General features: G+C 69.2%; 13 protein-coding genes, 2 pseudogenes and 1 riboswitch. Of the genes and pseudogenes, 9 read left to right on the forward strand and 6 right to left on the reverse strand.

What is annotated here, in order from left to right; translation table 11 throughout:
• Positions 1 to 127: 127 nt before the first annotated feature.
• A complete protein-coding gene (locus ACWCQ1_RS50130; protein WP_451029879.1) occupies positions 128 to 1957 on the reverse strand; it encodes an ATP-binding cassette domain-containing protein in 1830 nt (609 codons plus the stop codon).
• Positions 1958 to 2165: 208 nt separating this feature from the next.
• Positions 2166 to 2275: riboswitch (SAM riboswitch) on the reverse strand.
• Positions 2276 to 2605: 330 nt separating this feature from the next.
• Between ACWCQ1_RS50130 and ACWCQ1_RS50135 the strand changes: the two genes are divergently transcribed.
• From ACWCQ1_RS50135 to ACWCQ1_RS50145, 3 genes are all read left to right on the forward strand, one after another.
• Positions 2606 to 2977 (forward strand): 2-oxoglutarate and iron-dependent oxygenase domain-containing protein, encoded by a 372-nt coding sequence (locus ACWCQ1_RS50135; RefSeq protein ID WP_451029880.1) that lies wholly within the window; start codon positions 2606 to 2608, stop codon positions 2975 to 2977.
• 153 nt (positions 2978 to 3130) lie between these two features.
• A complete protein-coding gene (locus tag ACWCQ1_RS50140) occupies positions 3131 to 3952 on the forward strand; it encodes a TauD/TfdA dioxygenase family protein (protein ID WP_451029881.1) in 822 nt (273 codons plus the stop codon).
• 48 nt (positions 3953 to 4000) lie between these two features.
• The gene (locus tag ACWCQ1_RS50145) at positions 4001 to 5440 is read left to right on the forward strand and encodes an MFS transporter (protein WP_451029882.1); all 1440 of its coding nucleotides are present in this window, start codon (positions 4001 to 4003) and stop codon (positions 5438 to 5440) included.
• A gap of 285 nt (positions 5441 to 5725) precedes the next feature.
• Here the strand turns inward: ACWCQ1_RS50145 and ACWCQ1_RS50150 are convergent, their stop codons facing one another.
• The gene (locus ACWCQ1_RS50150; protein ID WP_451029883.1) at positions 5726 to 6322 is read right to left on the reverse strand and encodes an NADPH-dependent F420 reductase; all 597 of its coding nucleotides are present in this window, start codon (positions 6320 to 6322) and stop codon (positions 5726 to 5728) included.
• 41 nt (positions 6323 to 6363) lie between these two features.
• A complete protein-coding gene (locus tag ACWCQ1_RS50155) occupies positions 6364 to 7182 on the reverse strand; it encodes a 3'(2'),5'-bisphosphate nucleotidase CysQ (RefSeq protein WP_133047861.1) in 819 nt (272 codons plus the stop codon).
• A 138-nt stretch (positions 7183 to 7320) separates the two neighbouring features.
• On the opposite strand from ACWCQ1_RS50155, the gene ACWCQ1_RS50160 reads away from it, so the two are divergent.
• Together ACWCQ1_RS50160 and ACWCQ1_RS50165 are read left to right on the forward strand one after the other, a co-directional pair.
• Positions 7321 to 8229: a LysR family transcriptional regulator gene (locus ACWCQ1_RS50160; protein ID WP_451029884.1), complete on the forward strand. Its 909-nt coding sequence runs from the start codon at positions 7321 to 7323 to the stop codon at positions 8227 to 8229.
• A gap of 166 nt (positions 8230 to 8395) precedes the next feature.
• Positions 8396 to 9298: an aminoglycoside phosphotransferase family protein gene (locus ACWCQ1_RS50165; protein ID WP_451029885.1), complete on the forward strand. Its 903-nt coding sequence runs from the start codon at positions 8396 to 8398 to the stop codon at positions 9296 to 9298.
• Between the two features lie 606 nt (positions 9299 to 9904).
• Here the strand turns inward: ACWCQ1_RS50165 and ACWCQ1_RS50170 are convergent.
• Both ACWCQ1_RS50170 and ACWCQ1_RS50175 read right to left on the reverse strand, forming a co-directional pair.
• Entirely contained in the window at positions 9905 to 10285 is a 381-nt protein-coding gene (locus tag ACWCQ1_RS50170) for a hypothetical protein (RefSeq protein WP_451029886.1), read from the reverse strand.
• Between the two features lie 26 nt (positions 10286 to 10311).
• Positions 10312 to 10572 (reverse strand): annotated as a pseudogene (locus ACWCQ1_RS50175) (IS110 family transposase); the annotation flags it as partial.
• Between the two features lie 766 nt (positions 10573 to 11338).
• On the opposite strand from ACWCQ1_RS50175, the gene ACWCQ1_RS50180 reads away from it, so the two are divergent.
• A complete protein-coding gene (locus tag ACWCQ1_RS50180; protein WP_451029887.1) occupies positions 11339 to 11782 on the forward strand; it encodes a hypothetical protein in 444 nt (147 codons plus the stop codon).
• A gap of 171 nt (positions 11783 to 11953) precedes the next feature.
• On the opposite strand, the gene ACWCQ1_RS50185 is transcribed toward ACWCQ1_RS50180, so the two are convergent.
• A complete protein-coding gene (locus ACWCQ1_RS50185; protein ID WP_133047865.1) occupies positions 11954 to 13093 on the reverse strand; it encodes a glutathione-independent formaldehyde dehydrogenase in 1140 nt (379 codons plus the stop codon).
• Positions 13094 to 13257: 164 nt separating this feature from the next.
• On the opposite strand from ACWCQ1_RS50185, the gene ACWCQ1_RS50190 reads away from it, so the two are divergent.
• From ACWCQ1_RS50190 to ACWCQ1_RS50200, 3 genes and pseudogenes are all read left to right on the forward strand, one after another.
• Entirely contained in the window at positions 13258 to 13446 is a 189-nt protein-coding gene (locus ACWCQ1_RS50190; protein WP_358610982.1) for a hypothetical protein, read from the forward strand.
• A 359-nt stretch (positions 13447 to 13805) separates the two neighbouring features.
• Positions 13806 to 14033: a hypothetical protein gene (locus tag ACWCQ1_RS50195; RefSeq protein ID WP_451029888.1), complete on the forward strand. Its 228-nt coding sequence runs from the start codon at positions 13806 to 13808 to the stop codon at positions 14031 to 14033.
• Positions 14034 to 14113: 80 nt separating this feature from the next.
• Positions 14114 to 14506: pseudogene (locus ACWCQ1_RS50200) on the forward strand (IS5 family transposase); the annotation flags it as partial.
• Positions 14507 to 14783: the final 277 nt, after the last annotated feature.

Here is a 14783-nt window from a genome sequence, read left to right on the forward strand (position 1 = left end):
GCCCTGGCGGCGAACCGGCTCTTCCTGCCCTGCTCCGCAGGATCTTCGTTTCCTCCCCCGGCTGAAGCCGGGGGTATCCACGAAGGAGAGACCCGGTGAAGCCATCGATAGCGCAGGGACGTGAGGTTCATGCATTGCCTTCCGGCCCTGCATGACCAGGACACCCGCTCGGCAGGGCGGTCGCCGAGCCGCGGGGGCGCCGGCAGGGATCAGACGCGTGCGGATGGACAGACGGTGCGGCAGTGGTCGACGTGCCCTCGGGTGCAGGCACCCAGCGGTGCGCCGACCGCCAACGCGATGTCAGGGGCTGCTGATGCGGAGGCTTCACACCCCCAGGCCAAGCCGGGCCCACAGCGGCGACGAGCCGGCGGGTGTAGTCGTCCTGGGGGCTGCGGAGCACCTGGCCGGTGGATCCCTCCTCGGCGATCCGTCCCCGGTGCAGCACGATCACCCGGTCGGCGACCTGTTCGACGACGGCCAGGTCGTGGCTGACGAACAGTGCTGCGAAGCCGAGCTCCTGCTGGAGCTCGGTGAACAGGTCGAGCACCTTGGCCTGCACGGACACGTCCAGAGCCGAGGTCGGCTCGTCGGCGACGAGCAGGTTCGGTCGTAGTGCCAACGCCCGGGCGAGACTGGCGCGTTGACGCTGGCCTCCGCTGAGTTCGTGCGGGTAGCGGTCTGCGTAGGCGCGGGGGAGGTGCACCGCTTCGAGCAGCGTCTCAGCCTGGGCTCGGATGTCCTTCGCGTCCAGCTCGCGCCGGTGCACGACGAGAGGTTCCGCGATGCTCTCGGCGATCGTCAGCAGGGGGTTGAAGCTGGTGGCGGGATCCTGGAAGACGTACCCGATCCGCCCGGCTGCCGCCGTCCGTTTCCGTGTCAACGGCTCGTCGAACAGCTCCAGTCGGCCGCCTGTCACCGGGGTCAGTCCGGCGATGGCCCGCCCGATGGTGGTCTTGCCGCTGCCGCTCTCACCCACGAGGCCCAGCACTTCACCCGGCCGGATATCGAAGTTCACCCCGTCCACCGCCCGGAAACCCTTGCTGCCGAGCCGCCCCGGGTAGTCGACGACCAGTTGGGAAGCCCGCACGACCGGCTGTTCGTCGTTTTCCGCCGCAGCCGGTCGTGCCCGGCCGCCGGTGCCGAAGTCCGGTACGGCGGCGAGGAGTTCGCGGGTGTAGGGGGCGGTGGGGGCGGCGAAGAGGCTGCGTACCGGCGCCTGTTCCACCAGTTGGCCCGCGCGCATGACCGCCACGCGGTCGGCGAGGTCGGCGACGACGCCCATGTTGTGGGTGATGAGCAGGACGGCCGTGTCGAAGTCGGTGCGGCAGCGGTGGAGGAGTTCCAGGATCTCCGCCTGGACCGTGACGTCGAGGGCGGTGGTGGGTTCGTCGGCGACGATGAGCCGGGTGCCCAGGGCGAGGGCCATGGCGATGACCGCGCGTTGCTTCTGGCCGCCGGAGAGCTGGTGGGGGTAGTGGTCGAGGCGGGTGGCCGGGTCGGGGATGCCGACCTTGTCGAGCCATTCCACGGCGAGCGCCCGCCGCTCGGTCTTGCTGCCGCCGCGTCCGTGGGCGCGCAGGCCCTCGGTGAGCTGCCAGCCGATGGTGAAGACGGGGTTGAGCGCGGTGGAGGACTCCTGGAACACCATCGCGGCGTGTGTGCCGCGCAGGGCGCGCAGCCGGGCCGGAGAGGCGGTCAGTACGTCCTCGTCGGGTTCGGCGGTGCCGTCGCCGAGCAGCACGCGGCCGCGGGCGGTCGCGGTGGCGGGCAGCAGGCCGAGGACCGAGCGGGCGGTTACGGTCTTGCCGCTGCCGCTCTCGCCGACCAGGGCCAGCACCTCGCCGGGCGCGACGGACAGGCTGACCCCGCTGGCGGCGGGCGCGGGGCCGGCGTCCGGCCGGTGTGAAGGGCCATCAGGATTATCTACTTCCGCGTCAGGGATGCGTGAGGCAGCCATGGCGCAGGGCTGTGCCATGCCGTGCGAGATCAGGTGAGAAAGAGGGGGTTACACCGACGGGTGGTGGCTCTGCCGACCGTCGGAGGGCGCAATCAGCCCGTACACAGACAGCTGGACACCAGTAGCAGGTCGACATGGAGCCGGGAGCACAGCATCAGGGCTCCAGCCACGCCGTCCTCCCGGGGTCTGGCCCGCCTCGGGGCCGATGTGAGCGCACTTGCAGAAAGAAGAGATCCGCCGAGCCTTCACCTGGGGCACCCCGCTGCGTCGAGGGTTGCCGTCCGGCCAGCCAGGGCTTGATCACCGGAACTCGTAGCTCGCGCTCACCGTAGATCGGCTGTTCTACCGGCGTCAATACCGCCCCAGGATGCCCGGAGCCGGTGGAACGCGTGGTGGACGCATCCATCCTGGGTGTGCTTTCATCCGGGCATGGAGATTTCTGGCACGGCACACATGGTGCTGCTCGACCCGTTCTGGGTGAGCCGCCGCGCCGACCAGTTCGACCAGGTCTGTTGCTGATCGCCGTCCCACGGCCCGCGACCTCGTTCCCTTCTTGCTGTCTGCTCGTTCCGGCTGCCTCCGACTAGCCCTTGTCCAGGGCGGGTTGCGAGGGCCGGGGTCGGCCGCCGTTGCCGCGAAGGAACTCCCATGGCCCAGCCCACAGCCTTGCCCGTCATCGACATCTCCCGCTTCCGCGCCCCGGTCACGGAGCGGGCCGCCTTTCTCGCCGAACGTCGGTCCGCGGCACACGAGGTGGGCATCTTCTACGTCACCGGACACGATGTCCCCGAGGCCCTGCGGGACGAGGTGCTGAGCGCGGCCCGCGCCTTCTTCGCCCGGCCCGAGGAGCGGCGGCTGTTCAGCCATCTCGCGAACATCGGCGACGTCCGCAGGCTCGTCATCAAACCCGCCTCCACCACCCACGCGCCAGCTGGATCCCGTTCAGCAGGCCGCGGCAGGGGTCGGTCATCCCCGGCCTGGTGCCGCTGTCGGTCGGCATCGAAGGCGTCGACGACCTGATCGCCGACCTCGACGCAGGCCCGCGAGCAGCCGCCATATGACATCCACCGCACGCCCGGGGAGCCCGCTGCTCCGCGACCACATCGCGGCTGCCCCGGCTGCCCGGACCTCCTCACCCCACACCCGCACCCGCCGCAGCAGAAGGACAACGCCATGACCACCGTCGCCCGTTTCGAGATCCTCCGGGCAGGCCCCCGCTTCGGCGCCGAAGTCGTCGGCGTCGACCTGACCGCACCCGTCGACGACATCACCGCCGAGGAACTGCGCCGGGCCTTCCGCGAGCACAAGGTCCTCGTGTTCCGGGGCCAGCACCTGACGCCCGATCAGCAGGTGGCCGCCGTCAGCGTCTTCGCGCGGCCCTTCGACCACCCGACCGCCGTGAAGCACCCGGCCAACCCGTTGGTGTACCCGTACAACGTGAAGCAGACCGGCAAGGCCAGTACCTGGCACATCGGCGGCCTGTGGCGCCACCCCGTGTTCGCGATCGAGTCCCTGACCTACGAGGTGGTGCCCGAGCTGGGCGGCCACACCCTGTGGGCGGACCTCCAGGCCGCGTACGACGACCTGTCAGAGCCGTTCAAGGTGCTGCTGGAGTCGGTCGGCGCCCTCTACGACGGCAACGCGGAGAACTACGCGCAGGGCAGCAAGAAGAACGCTCCCGGCGAACCCGTCGAGCACCCGGTCGTCCTCACCCACCCGGTCACCGGCCGCAAGGGCCTCTTCATCAGCAGCTCGGCGAAGCAACTCACCGGAGTGACCCCGGCCGAGAGCAGGGCGCTGCTCGACCATCTGCTCCGGCACGCCTCCTCACCGAACTACACCATCCGGTTCGGCTGGAAGCCCGGCGACTTCGTCCTCTGGGACAACCGGGCGACCTGGCACTACGCCGTCGACGACTACGGCGACGGCGAGCGCGTCTACCGCAAGGTCCTCGGTGTGGAGCCGGACGCTGGCACCACCGAGCGGCCCGCCTGAATGCTCCCCGGACAAGACCGCGCCACCCGCCGCGTACTGCTGGTGTGCATGGCCGCCGGGGCAACGACCCTGCTGGACCAGGCAGTCCTGAACATCGCGATCCCGAGCATGCGGCACTCGCTCGGGGCCGGTGCGGCGGACATCCAGTGGATCGTGGCCGGCTACTCACTGGCCTTCGGAGTGGCCCTCGTACCCGGGGGCAGCCTCGGAGACCTGCACGGCCGCAAGTGGCTCTTCATCGCAGGCATAGCCGTGTTCCTCCTGGCGGGGGTGGCGGCCGCGACCGGCGGAGGGCCGGGAGTCGTGATCGGCGCGCGGCTGGTGCAGGGCGCCGCGGCGGGGCTCGTCAACTCCCAGGTGATCGGCACCATCCAGGACGTGTTCCACGGGCTCGACCGAGGCCGGGCGCTCGGCCTGTACGCGGTGACGGGCGGCGTCGCCGCGGCCCTCGGCCCACCGCTCGGCGGCGCACTGGTCGCCGGGCTCGGGCCCGAGGCCGGCTGGCGGTACTGTCTCCTGCTGAGCGCACCGTGCGCGGTGCTCACCCTGGTCCTCGCGGCCCGCTGGCTGCCACCGCCCCGGCGTACCGCCCGCGACTCCCGGCTGGACGTTCTCGGCCTCGCCCTGGCCTGCGGATGCACACTGACGCTGATGGTGCCGTTCATCCGCACACCGGACAGCGGGGGACAGGCACTTCTGTGGGCGGCCGGAGTGGCCGTCCTGGCCTGCGCGTTCACCGTGCACCAGCGGCTGCGCGTGCGCAGGGGGCGGGTGCCGCTGGTCCATCCGGCGCTCGCGTCGTCGAAGCCGTACCTTCTGGGCACGGCCGTCGCCATGGCCCAGTTCGGCTCCTCGATCGCCGCGTCCCTCGTGCTCACCGTCTTCCTCCAGGATGGGCTCGGCCTGTCCGCCCTCCTCACGGCGGCGGTCTCGCTCCCCGCGGCCATCGCGATGGGTGTCTCCTCGGCACTCGCCTGGCGGCTGGTGCGACGGATCGGACCGCGCACGGTGAACATCGGCCTGGCGATCGGCATCTGCGCCGCCCTGGGCGGGGCGGTGGCCGCGTTCCTTGCGCCGTCCGCCGCCCTGCCGGTCCTCCTGGCCGTGACACAACTGCTGTCGGGTGCCGCCGGCGGGCTCTCCGTCTCGCCCAACCAGACCCAGGTCCTTCAGCACGCGCCGGCCGAGGCCGCCGGCGTGGGCGGCGGCATCCTGCAGATGGCCCAGCGCATCGCGGCCGCCGTGTGCCTCAGCGCCGTATCGGCGGTCTATCTGCACTCCGCCTCCGGCTCGTCCGGGGGCAGCGGCCCACGAGCCGCGTACGCGTTCGCCTCCTGCGTCTGCGCCGGGCTGCTCACCGTCGCGCTGGTGCTGTCGAGGCTGCGCGGGGTCACCGCCGCACCCCGTTCACCGAGACCCGAATTCCCTACTCTGAGGAGTCCCCGAGACGACCGGCACCACGACGACCGCAGCCCGCAAGAACGGTAGGAGCCCGGAAGATCCGGAGCATGTGCTCGCCACGGCACCCGACCCCGCGGGCCGCTCCTGTCACAGGGCGAGCAGCTCAAGGCCCGGTTCACCACCCTCGAACGGCACATCGTCGTCCTGGAGTTCAAACTCCGGGACCGAGGTGACGAGCTCGCCGCTGCCCGGGCGGCCAACCGTGAGCTCATGGCCCAGCTCAACCGCCCACCGGGCTGAGCAGAGACTGGGCCGGTCGCTCGATGGCCGACGGTCGGCGGCGTATCTGTTCTTGTGGTCCGGCGGTGCGGATCAGCGGGCGATCGAGATCGCGAAGGGCGCGAATCCGCTGGATCGAATCACGTGGGGTACGAACAGGATCGCGGCCTCCGTGGCACGGGCGGTTTTGATCCCGCCGAGATCGGTGATCCACTCCCTGTGCCAGCCGAGGTCGACGAGCAGATCTCGGACGGTCTGCTTGGCCTGCGGGTCCTCGCCGGAGAGGAAGGCGTCGGGGGCCTGGGGGAGCGTGGCCGGGGAGGTCATCACCGGGAAGAGCATGGTGTTGAGTGTCTTGACGACGCGCGTTTCGGGGAGCGCTTCCTGGAGTTGTTCGGCGAGGCTTGAGCCGGGGTAGATCAGGTCGGCGGGCAGTCCGTCCGGACCGTCGATGGTGGCGTTGGAGACGTCGACGAGGATCTTGTCGCGCAGTTCCTCGCGCAGAGCGACGAGCCGGTCCAGCGAGCCGGCGCCCGGGGTGGCGTTGATGACGATCTGGGCTGTCCGGGCAGCGGCGCCGGCGGCGCCCGGCGCGCGGTCCGCCACGGTCACCTCATGCCCGGCCCGGGTGAGGGCTGTGGCCAGGTTGCCGCCGACGCGGCCGTTTCCGAGAACTGCGATCGTGGTCATGACGATCTGGTCCTTCCGTGCGCGCAGGCTGTGGTGGGCGGTCAGTGTGAGAGCGTGGCGACGGCCTCGGCGTGTACGCCGGGCGCTGCGGCCAGGAAGCTGTCGCTCTGCGGGGTCCAGGGGCGGCCCTCGGCGTCGGAGATCCGTCCGCCGGCCTCGGTGACGAGCAGCGCCCCGGGCAGCAGGTCCGCGCGGGCGCCGGCAAACTGCCAGAAGGCGTCGATCCGGCCGGCGGCCACGTTCAGCAGGTGCAGGGTCGCGGGCACGGCGGTGCGGACGACGAGCGCGTCGAAAAGCATCGCGGTGATCGAGGAGCCGACGCGCCGCACGACCTTCTCGTCCTCGTCCGGCCGGGCTTGGCTGGTGGCCACGATGCTCAGGCCGAGGTCCGCGGTCTGGGAGACGTGCAGCTGCCGGCCGTCGAGGTGGGCGCCCGCGCCGGTGAGCGCGGTGTAGGTTTCGCCGGTCAACGGCAGGTGGACGGCGGTGAGCACCGGCTGGTTCTCACGCACGAGGGTGGCGGTCACCGCCCATTCCGGCAGGGCGTGCAGGTGGTTGATGTTGCCTTCGGCTGGATCCACGACCCACCATTCGCCGGGCGGCAGCGCCCCGCCGTCCAGTTCGTCCTCCACCCAGCCGGCGTCCGGGCGCAGGCGCGTGAGGCGGGGGCGCAGGATGTCCAGGGCCGTGTCGTCGTTGGCGGCGAGCGCGGCCATCAGCTCTTCGCGAGTCTGGTATCGGACCACCTCGCCGAAGCGCTCGCGCAGGGCCGAGCCGGCCGCGCGCACGGCGATCACGGTCTGGCCGAGCAGGTCGGCGTCGGAGGCGGCGACGCCAGGGGTCTGAAGCGTTTCGGACATGGTGAACTCCTTTTTGAGAAAGAGGTGATGGGGCCGTTCGGGCCGAACTGTGCGCGCTGTTTCAGCGCTCTGATCTCGAAGGTATAGAGCCCTTTGATTAACTTCAAATGCATGTAAAGCACGGCTAGGATTACTCGCATGCAATTGGATTTGAACCTGCTGGCTGCGCTCGATGCGCTGCTGGAGGAGGGGAGTGTGGCCGGGGCGGCCGCGCGTCTGCATGTCACCGCCCCCGCGATGAGTCGGAGTCTGGGGCGAATCCGTCGCACGACCGGGGATCAGATCCTGGTGCGCACCGGCCGCACGATGACCCCGACGCCGTATGCGATCGCTGTCCGGGAACAGGTGCACGAGCTGCTGCACCAGGTCCAGGGGGTGCTGGCACCGAGCCGTGAACTCGATCTGGCCACACTGGAACGCACTTTCACACTCCGCTGGCATGATTCGCTGGTCGCCTTGAGCGGCCCCGCACTGCTCTCGGCCGTGCGTGAAGCGGCGCCGGGCGTGCGATTGCGCTTCGTCGCGGAATCAAGCATCGACACCCCCGAACTGCGGCGCGGCGAGGTGGACCTGGAGGCGAACGCCAACCGTCCGAGCGCACCGGACATCCATGCCGAGAACGTGGGCGAGACCCGCCTCGTCATCGTCGTGAGGCAGGGGCACCCCCTCACCCGCTTTGGGACCATTACCGCAAAGCAGTACGCCGCCGCTGAGCACGTCGCCGTCTCGCGACGTGGAAACCTCAGCAATGCCCTCGACGACGCCCTCGCGCGGCTCGGCCTCACCCGCCGCGTGGTGGCGACCGCGCCCACGGAAGCGTCCGCGCTGGAGTTCGCGCGCGGCTCCGATCTGCTGATCAGCGTCCCCGAAGCCACCACACGGTCCGCGGTCGCCGACCTCGGCCTGGTCGTGCTCCCCCTCCCGCTCGAACTGCCGTCGGCACCGATCTACCTGTCGTGGCATCAGCGCTACGACACCGACCACGCCCACGCCTGGTTGCGCGGGCTGGCGCGAACCGCGCTGGCCAAGGGAGGAGCGTCGTCGTAGCCGGCACCACCCGGCCGCGTCACCGTGGCCGAAGGCCACTTCAGGGGACGGTGTTTCCGCTGTCCCGCCCCGCGCCCGCAGGGCACTTAAGTGCCCTTCTTGGCCGTTTGGCTAGATGTTCTGGAGAGCGAGAGCCGCTCCACCTGCCCCAGTACCGTGACTTCGCATGACCGGCTCTGAGATCGAGATCACCGCAAACCTGGTCCGCGAGTTGCTGCAGGAGCAGCATCCGGACCTCGCGGGGTTGGCCATCCGTGAAGTACCAGGCGGCTGGGGCAACCAGATGTGGCGCCTTGGGGACGAGTTGGCCGTGCGCATGCCGCGCATGGAAGGTGCCACGGATCTCCTGCGCAAGGAGTGCCGGTGGCTGCCTGTCCTGGCCCCGCGTCTTCCGCTGCCGGTTCCGACGCCTGTGCGGATCGGCCAACCGTCCGCGCGTTTTCCGAGGCCCTGGAGCGTTATGACGTGGGTCCCCGGCGAGCCACTGGACTACAGCTCGATCAGCCGTGGCGACCACTCGGCCGACACTCTGGCGGGCTTCCTCAGGGCACTCCATGTGGAAGCGCCCACCGAGGCGCCCACCATGTCGGACCGTGGCGCCCACCCCAAGAAGTGCACGGACGGCTTCGAGAATTTCCTGCAAGGCGTTGCCCCGGGCGGCCTCGCCGCCGACGTCCGGGCCGTCCGGGCCGTTTGGGACGATGCCGTTGCGGCCCCCGAGTGGGAGGGCCCGCGGGTGTGGCTGCACGGTGACCTCCATCCCGCCAATGTCGTCGTCTCGGACGGGACGCTCTCGGGCGTGATCGACTTCGATGCCATGTTCGCCGGCGATCCGGCCTGGGACCTCGCGGCCGCGTGGGTGCTGCTTCCTGCGGGCGTGGGCCGACGGTTCTTCGAGGTGTACGCGCATGCGGACGAGGCGACGGTCCGGCGCGCCCGCGGGCTGGCTGCCATGAAGAGCCTCTTCCTCATCCTCATGGGCCAGGCCGGAGATCGGGGCCTTCCGGGCGGCAAGCCGACCTGGGGACCCGCAGGCCGGGCAGCGCTCGATCGTGTTCTGGCAGCGTGATGAGGTTGAGCATCGTGTTCTGGCCCGCCGCACCTGGTCATCACTGTGATCGCGGCCCAGGTCATCAAACGACACCGTGAGTTGTTGCTGAGCCAGTAACGGCGCGGACATGACTGTCGGGCAGGGACATGAGGTCGGTTGCCCAGACGGTGAGGGCTGCGATGTCCGTCCTGCCGAGGATGCCGGTGTGTTCCGTCCGGTGTGCGACCTCGTGAAGGACCTCGTCGTAGGGGGGTGAGATGTGGGCGAGGTAGCCGGCGCGGGCGGGGATCAGGCCGTCCCACATGCCTCTGACTGGGGGACACGGCCGGGTGAGGACGTGGGTGCGGAGGAGTTCGAACGAAGCTCGACTGTACATGGCTCGCCTGAGCGTTTTCACGCGGTTCACACGCCCTTCGACGCAGGCACCGCCGCAGCCTGGTCAGCGCAACACCTCTCAGGGTCTGGCGTTGCGACCACTTCTGGAACCCAGGCTGTTGGACGGGGCCAGCACATAGTGCCGAAGCCCCCAGGCCTGCGGGAGCGGCTGGCCGAGGACGTGGGCCCCCGGGATGCCGTGTCCGTCCACCCCCCTGCCCGATCGGGCTCTGTCGAGTGGGCCGGTCGTCATCGCGGGGCGGCCGGAGCGCCGCGATCGACGCCCGTCCAGGCCAGCGCGACCGTTCCGTCGAGCAGGGCTCGCTTCGCCGTCCCGCCCACGCAGTACGCGGCGAACTCGCGCTGGTGGTTGGTGGCGGGCAGGGAGCCGATGCCGATGTAGGGATGGATGGCCGGGACCACCTGGGAGACGTTGCCCATGTCGGTGGAGGCACGGTTCATCCTTCCTGCCTGGCCGTGCGGTGCGAACTCCCGCCCAGGGCAAGTGCGTTTGCGACGGTAGTGGCCGAGGGCGGTTTTGTCCGTGCGGAACTCCGCGTAGGGCTTGCTATCCGGCTCGATCTGCAGGTCGCAGCCGGTGGCGAGGGCCCCCGCCTGGAACGCGCGCATTACGCGCGGCTCCAGTCTGGCCAGTTCGGCAGAGGGGCGACCTGGCAGCCCATGTCTCGGGCCACTGCGATGGGCAGGGCGCCGATGGAGGCCGGCTGGTCGACGACCACGAGCACGGTGCCGTGCTTGGCCTGCAACTTCGTGAAGAACTGGCGGAGTTTGGGTTCGCTGTTGGGCAGCCGCTTGTCGAAGGCTTTCTTCCCGGCCGGAGTGACGGCGGTGGCGTGGTGTTCGCCCTTGCCGACGTCCAGGCCGAGGAAGACGCCGACGTCGCTGGTGTCGATCACGTGCAGTCTCCGGTCGTACTCGCCCGGCCGTCCAGCGGCACCGATCGCCACATACACATTACGAAGAGCCTCCCTGCCTCCGGAGGAGCCGGTGGTCATGCCCCTAATCAGCGGTCTGTCGATGCCTCCGGAGCTGGTGACACCACCCCCCGGGCGATGCGTTCGACAGGGGGGGACCAGTCATGCCAGCTCCAGAGGCCGGGAGCCCCATTGCGGGGCCACGAAGAAGGTAATGGGGGGCGCCGCCGCTCGCCCTGCACCTGGGCCGCCTGAAGGACCAGGGCCGCATCCGCCCCGAACAGATCAGCGTGGGCAAGCTCAACAACGTCCGGGAGGCGATCGCCATCGCTCGGGACGCGGATCTATCAGCGAACCACCGTCAACCTCGGCATCCCCGACTCAGCCGCATCGCCGGCTGCACGATCGAAACCAACGGCCGGCAAGGCCATGGCCAGCCTCCGGCCAGTCGTTCCGGAGTCGGACGCGTGCCAGGACGTCCACAATGGGTTTCGCCTTTGGTCATCCTCGTGGATCGGAGATAGATGCAGCCTGGACAGTATGAGGGGGGGTCGGCACTGCAGGGCTTCCGGCACGATTGCGGCACGTTTTCTGGATCGGTGGCGGGAGCGGAGCAGGCAAGTCGACGACCGCCCGCCGACTGGCCGACCACTACGGTTGGCGCCTCTATGCGACTGACGACGTGATGCGGGATCACGCGGGGAGGACCACCCCCGAGGAAGCCCCCTTCCTGCACAAGTTCCTCGCCATGGACATGGACGAGCGATGGGTGAGACGGTCTCCGGAAGTCATGCTTGAGACGTTCCATTGGTTTCGAGGTGAGGGCTTCGATCTGATCGTTGAAGACCTCCTTCGCATGCCGCCGAAGCCGTGCGTCATCGTCGAGGGATTCCGGTTGCTGCCGCACCTCGTCAAGCCACTACTCGCTGCTCCTGAGCACGCCGTATGGCTTCTTCCCACACCCGCCTTCCGCCAGGCCGCCATCCGCGGTCGGTCGGTACGAGGGGAAGGGTTCGTATGGAGGACCAGTGATCCGTCAAAGGCCAGCCGCAACATTGCAGAACGTGACGGCATGTTCACAAGACGCCTCAAGGAGGAAACCGAGCGTCTCCGGCTGCACACCATTGAGGTCGACACCACGATGACGGAAGACGATCTCGCTGAGCAGGTGACGACTGCGTTCCGACTCTGACGTCGGCCGGCACGAGGAGCTGCAAACCTTGGTTCGTCTCTGCGAGGGTGCGACCGGCCCTGCTATCTGTGGCAAGGGGGGTCTCAGAACCTTGCCGCCCGGGTGGCACCGGCCGCCGGCACTTGGGGTGACGCACAGCCCCGCGTCCTGCGACCGGTGCCCCGGGTCAGGTCACCGGTTCGGGTGCAAGACGACCTTGGTGTAGCCCTCGACGCGCTTGTCGAACTTTTCGTACGCCGCCGGCGCCTCGTCGAGCGACAGCTCGTGCGAGACGACGAAGCTGGGCCGCGCGCGCCCCTCGATGATCATGTCGCGCAGCTGCCGGTTGTACCGCTTGACGTTGCACTGGCCGGTCCCCAGTCGCAGCCCCTTCTCGAAAAGCCTGCCGATCGCCACCAGCAGCAAGCCCTGCTTGGCCTGCTCGTCGGGGCCGCCGGGGTCGGAGGGGACGTAGAGGCCCGGAATGCCGAGCGCTCCGGTCGGTCGCACCGTCTCGACGAGCGAGTTCAGGACGGTTGCCGGCTCCTCGCGTTCCTCGCCCCGTGCCTGGGCCTGGTAGCCCACCGCGTCGATGCCCTTGTCGGTGCCTTCCCCTTCCGTCTGGTCCTTGATCTGTTCTACTGGATTGCCCTCGCCGAAGTTGACGGGGATCGCGCCGATCTCCTCGGCCTTCTGCAGCCGCTCGGCGACCCGGTCGACGACGAACACCTTCCTGGCTCCGCGCAGCATGGCCGAGTAGGCAGCCATCAGGCCGACCGGACCGCCGCCGTACACCGCGACGCTCTCGCCAGGACGGACGTCGGCCAGTTCGTTGCCGTGGTAGCCGGTCGGGAAGATGTCGGCGAGCAGGACGAAGTCGCTCTCGTTGGCGTCGCCCTCCGGCAGCTTCAGGCAGTTGAAGTCGGCGTACGGCACCCGTACGTACTCGGCTTGGCCTCCGCTGAACGGACCCATCGCGACGTAGCCGTACGCACCGCCGGCGAAGCCGGGGTTCACGGTGACGCAGAAGCCCGTGAAGCCGGCCGTACAGTTCTTGCAGAATCCGCAAGCGACGTTGAAGGGCATGACCACCCGGTCGCCCGCCTTGAGCGACGAGACGCCGTCCCCGGTCTCCTCGATGATCCCCAGGTTCTCGTGGCCGAAGACGATGCCGGGCTCGGCGGCGGTACGGCCCTCGTACATGTGCAGGTCGGAACCGCAGATTGCCGTGGACGTCACGCGGACGATCACGTCGTTCGGGTGTTGGAGCCTGGGCTTCTCCACTTGCTCGACCGCTACTTCGAACGGTCCCTTATAGACGACGGCCTTCATGCCTGTGCACCTCCGCTCGGCATCGCTGCCATCAGACCTCGGTCATTTGTGCTCTATCTCATGTTCCGTCCGTTGTGCGCCGTAAGCCAAATTGGCTACTGTCATCACGCACTTGCGGATCACGCGAGCCCGCATACCAAGCCCCGGGAAAGAGAAAGCCCACAGTGACGCCACGTTTCGGGACCCTCCTCGTCCCCGTGTCCGGACTGTCCGGCACCACCTACCCCGCCGGAACCGCCGTGTCGATCAACGGCCGAGGCTCGGCAGTCGACGGTTTCGTCAATGGAGACTGGCTCCCGCTCGCCTGGTGGGAGTTCGCCGAGGGGCGAGGAGAGGACGCCGCTGAGGGCTGACCGGCCGTACCACTGCGGACGATCGGTAGGCCGCGCCCGGCCAGAAGCGGGGCGAGCGGCGTGAGGCGCTGGCCACCTCGAGGGAGTCCCCTCCCACCGCTTGCGGCGGAAGGTCGCCGGCCCAATGAACTGGCGATCATGCCCGGCCGGTTCTGGTCCGGTTCCTACTGCGCCGCAACTGAGCACGGCCGTCGGCATGGAGCAGGTCGCGGCCACGGAGTTCGGGCTCCTGACCGGCTATCCGCCGGGCACCGAGAGGTCATCTCATGTGGGGTTGAGGGCATTTCGGGTGGCTCGAGGCTTGACGGGTGAGGCCCGGTGTCGTGTCATCGTGAAAGGGTGAGGAAACGGGGGGTGACATGACGGCGACGGAGAGGCATGACGGGCCTGACGCCGATCCCGCGGGCGACGAAGCGAGCCCGCAGCTCAGCGCCCGGAAAGCTCGGGCGAGCCAGAGCAGTTGGGCTGCGGACAACGTCCCGCTGATTGTCCTGGCTCTCATCGTCGTGGTGCTGGGGATCATAGGCGCGGTGTCCAACGACAGCGTCACCTGCCCCGGCGGAGCCACCAGCTGCAACGTTCCCTGAGACACCTCCGCCACCGGGCGCCTCACGCGTGCGAGGGGAGCAGAGAGGCGTGTGCAGGAGGAGCCATGGTGATACTCCGCAAGATCCTTTTGATCACTGAGCGGACCGGACTGCCCCTATCTGTCGGGATCTCCGGTGCGAACCTGCACGACAGCCAGGCCCTCGAACCGCTCGTACCCGGCATCTCGCCCATCCGCTCCCGCCGTGGACCTCGCCGCCGACGGCCAGCCAAGCTCCACGGCGACACGGGTTACGACCACGACCACCTGCGCCGATGGTTGCGCCGGCGCGGCATCCGGCAGCGCATCGAGCGCAAAAGCATCGAGTCCTCCCAGCGGCTGGGATGACACCGCTGGACCATCGAACGCTGCATGGCCTGGCTCGCCGGATGCCGCTGACTCCATCGCCGCTATGAACGCAAGGCCCTCCACTTCCTGGCCTTCATCGGCCTCGCCTGCACCCATATCGCCCACGCTGAGGATGTGTCTCGCAGCCTCGCGCTCACCCAACTCGTGCCGTGGTGGCGTGTTCGCCGGTGGTCAGGGCGCTCCGCAGTCGTTGGTAGCGGTCGAGGTCTTCCCAGGTGTCGTGGTCGGGCATGACGGGGTTGTGGCGTCCGGTGCCCCAGGCCCAGGCGCGACCGGCGAAGAGGGGGTTGACTTCCTCCCCCGCCTAAAGGCGGGGGATTCCAGCGGTCGCCCGCTGGGGTTCCTGCTTCACCGACGACCGCCCCGTCCGGGAGGACTCCCG

Source organism: Streptomyces sp. NPDC002144 (genome assembly GCF_053593695.1).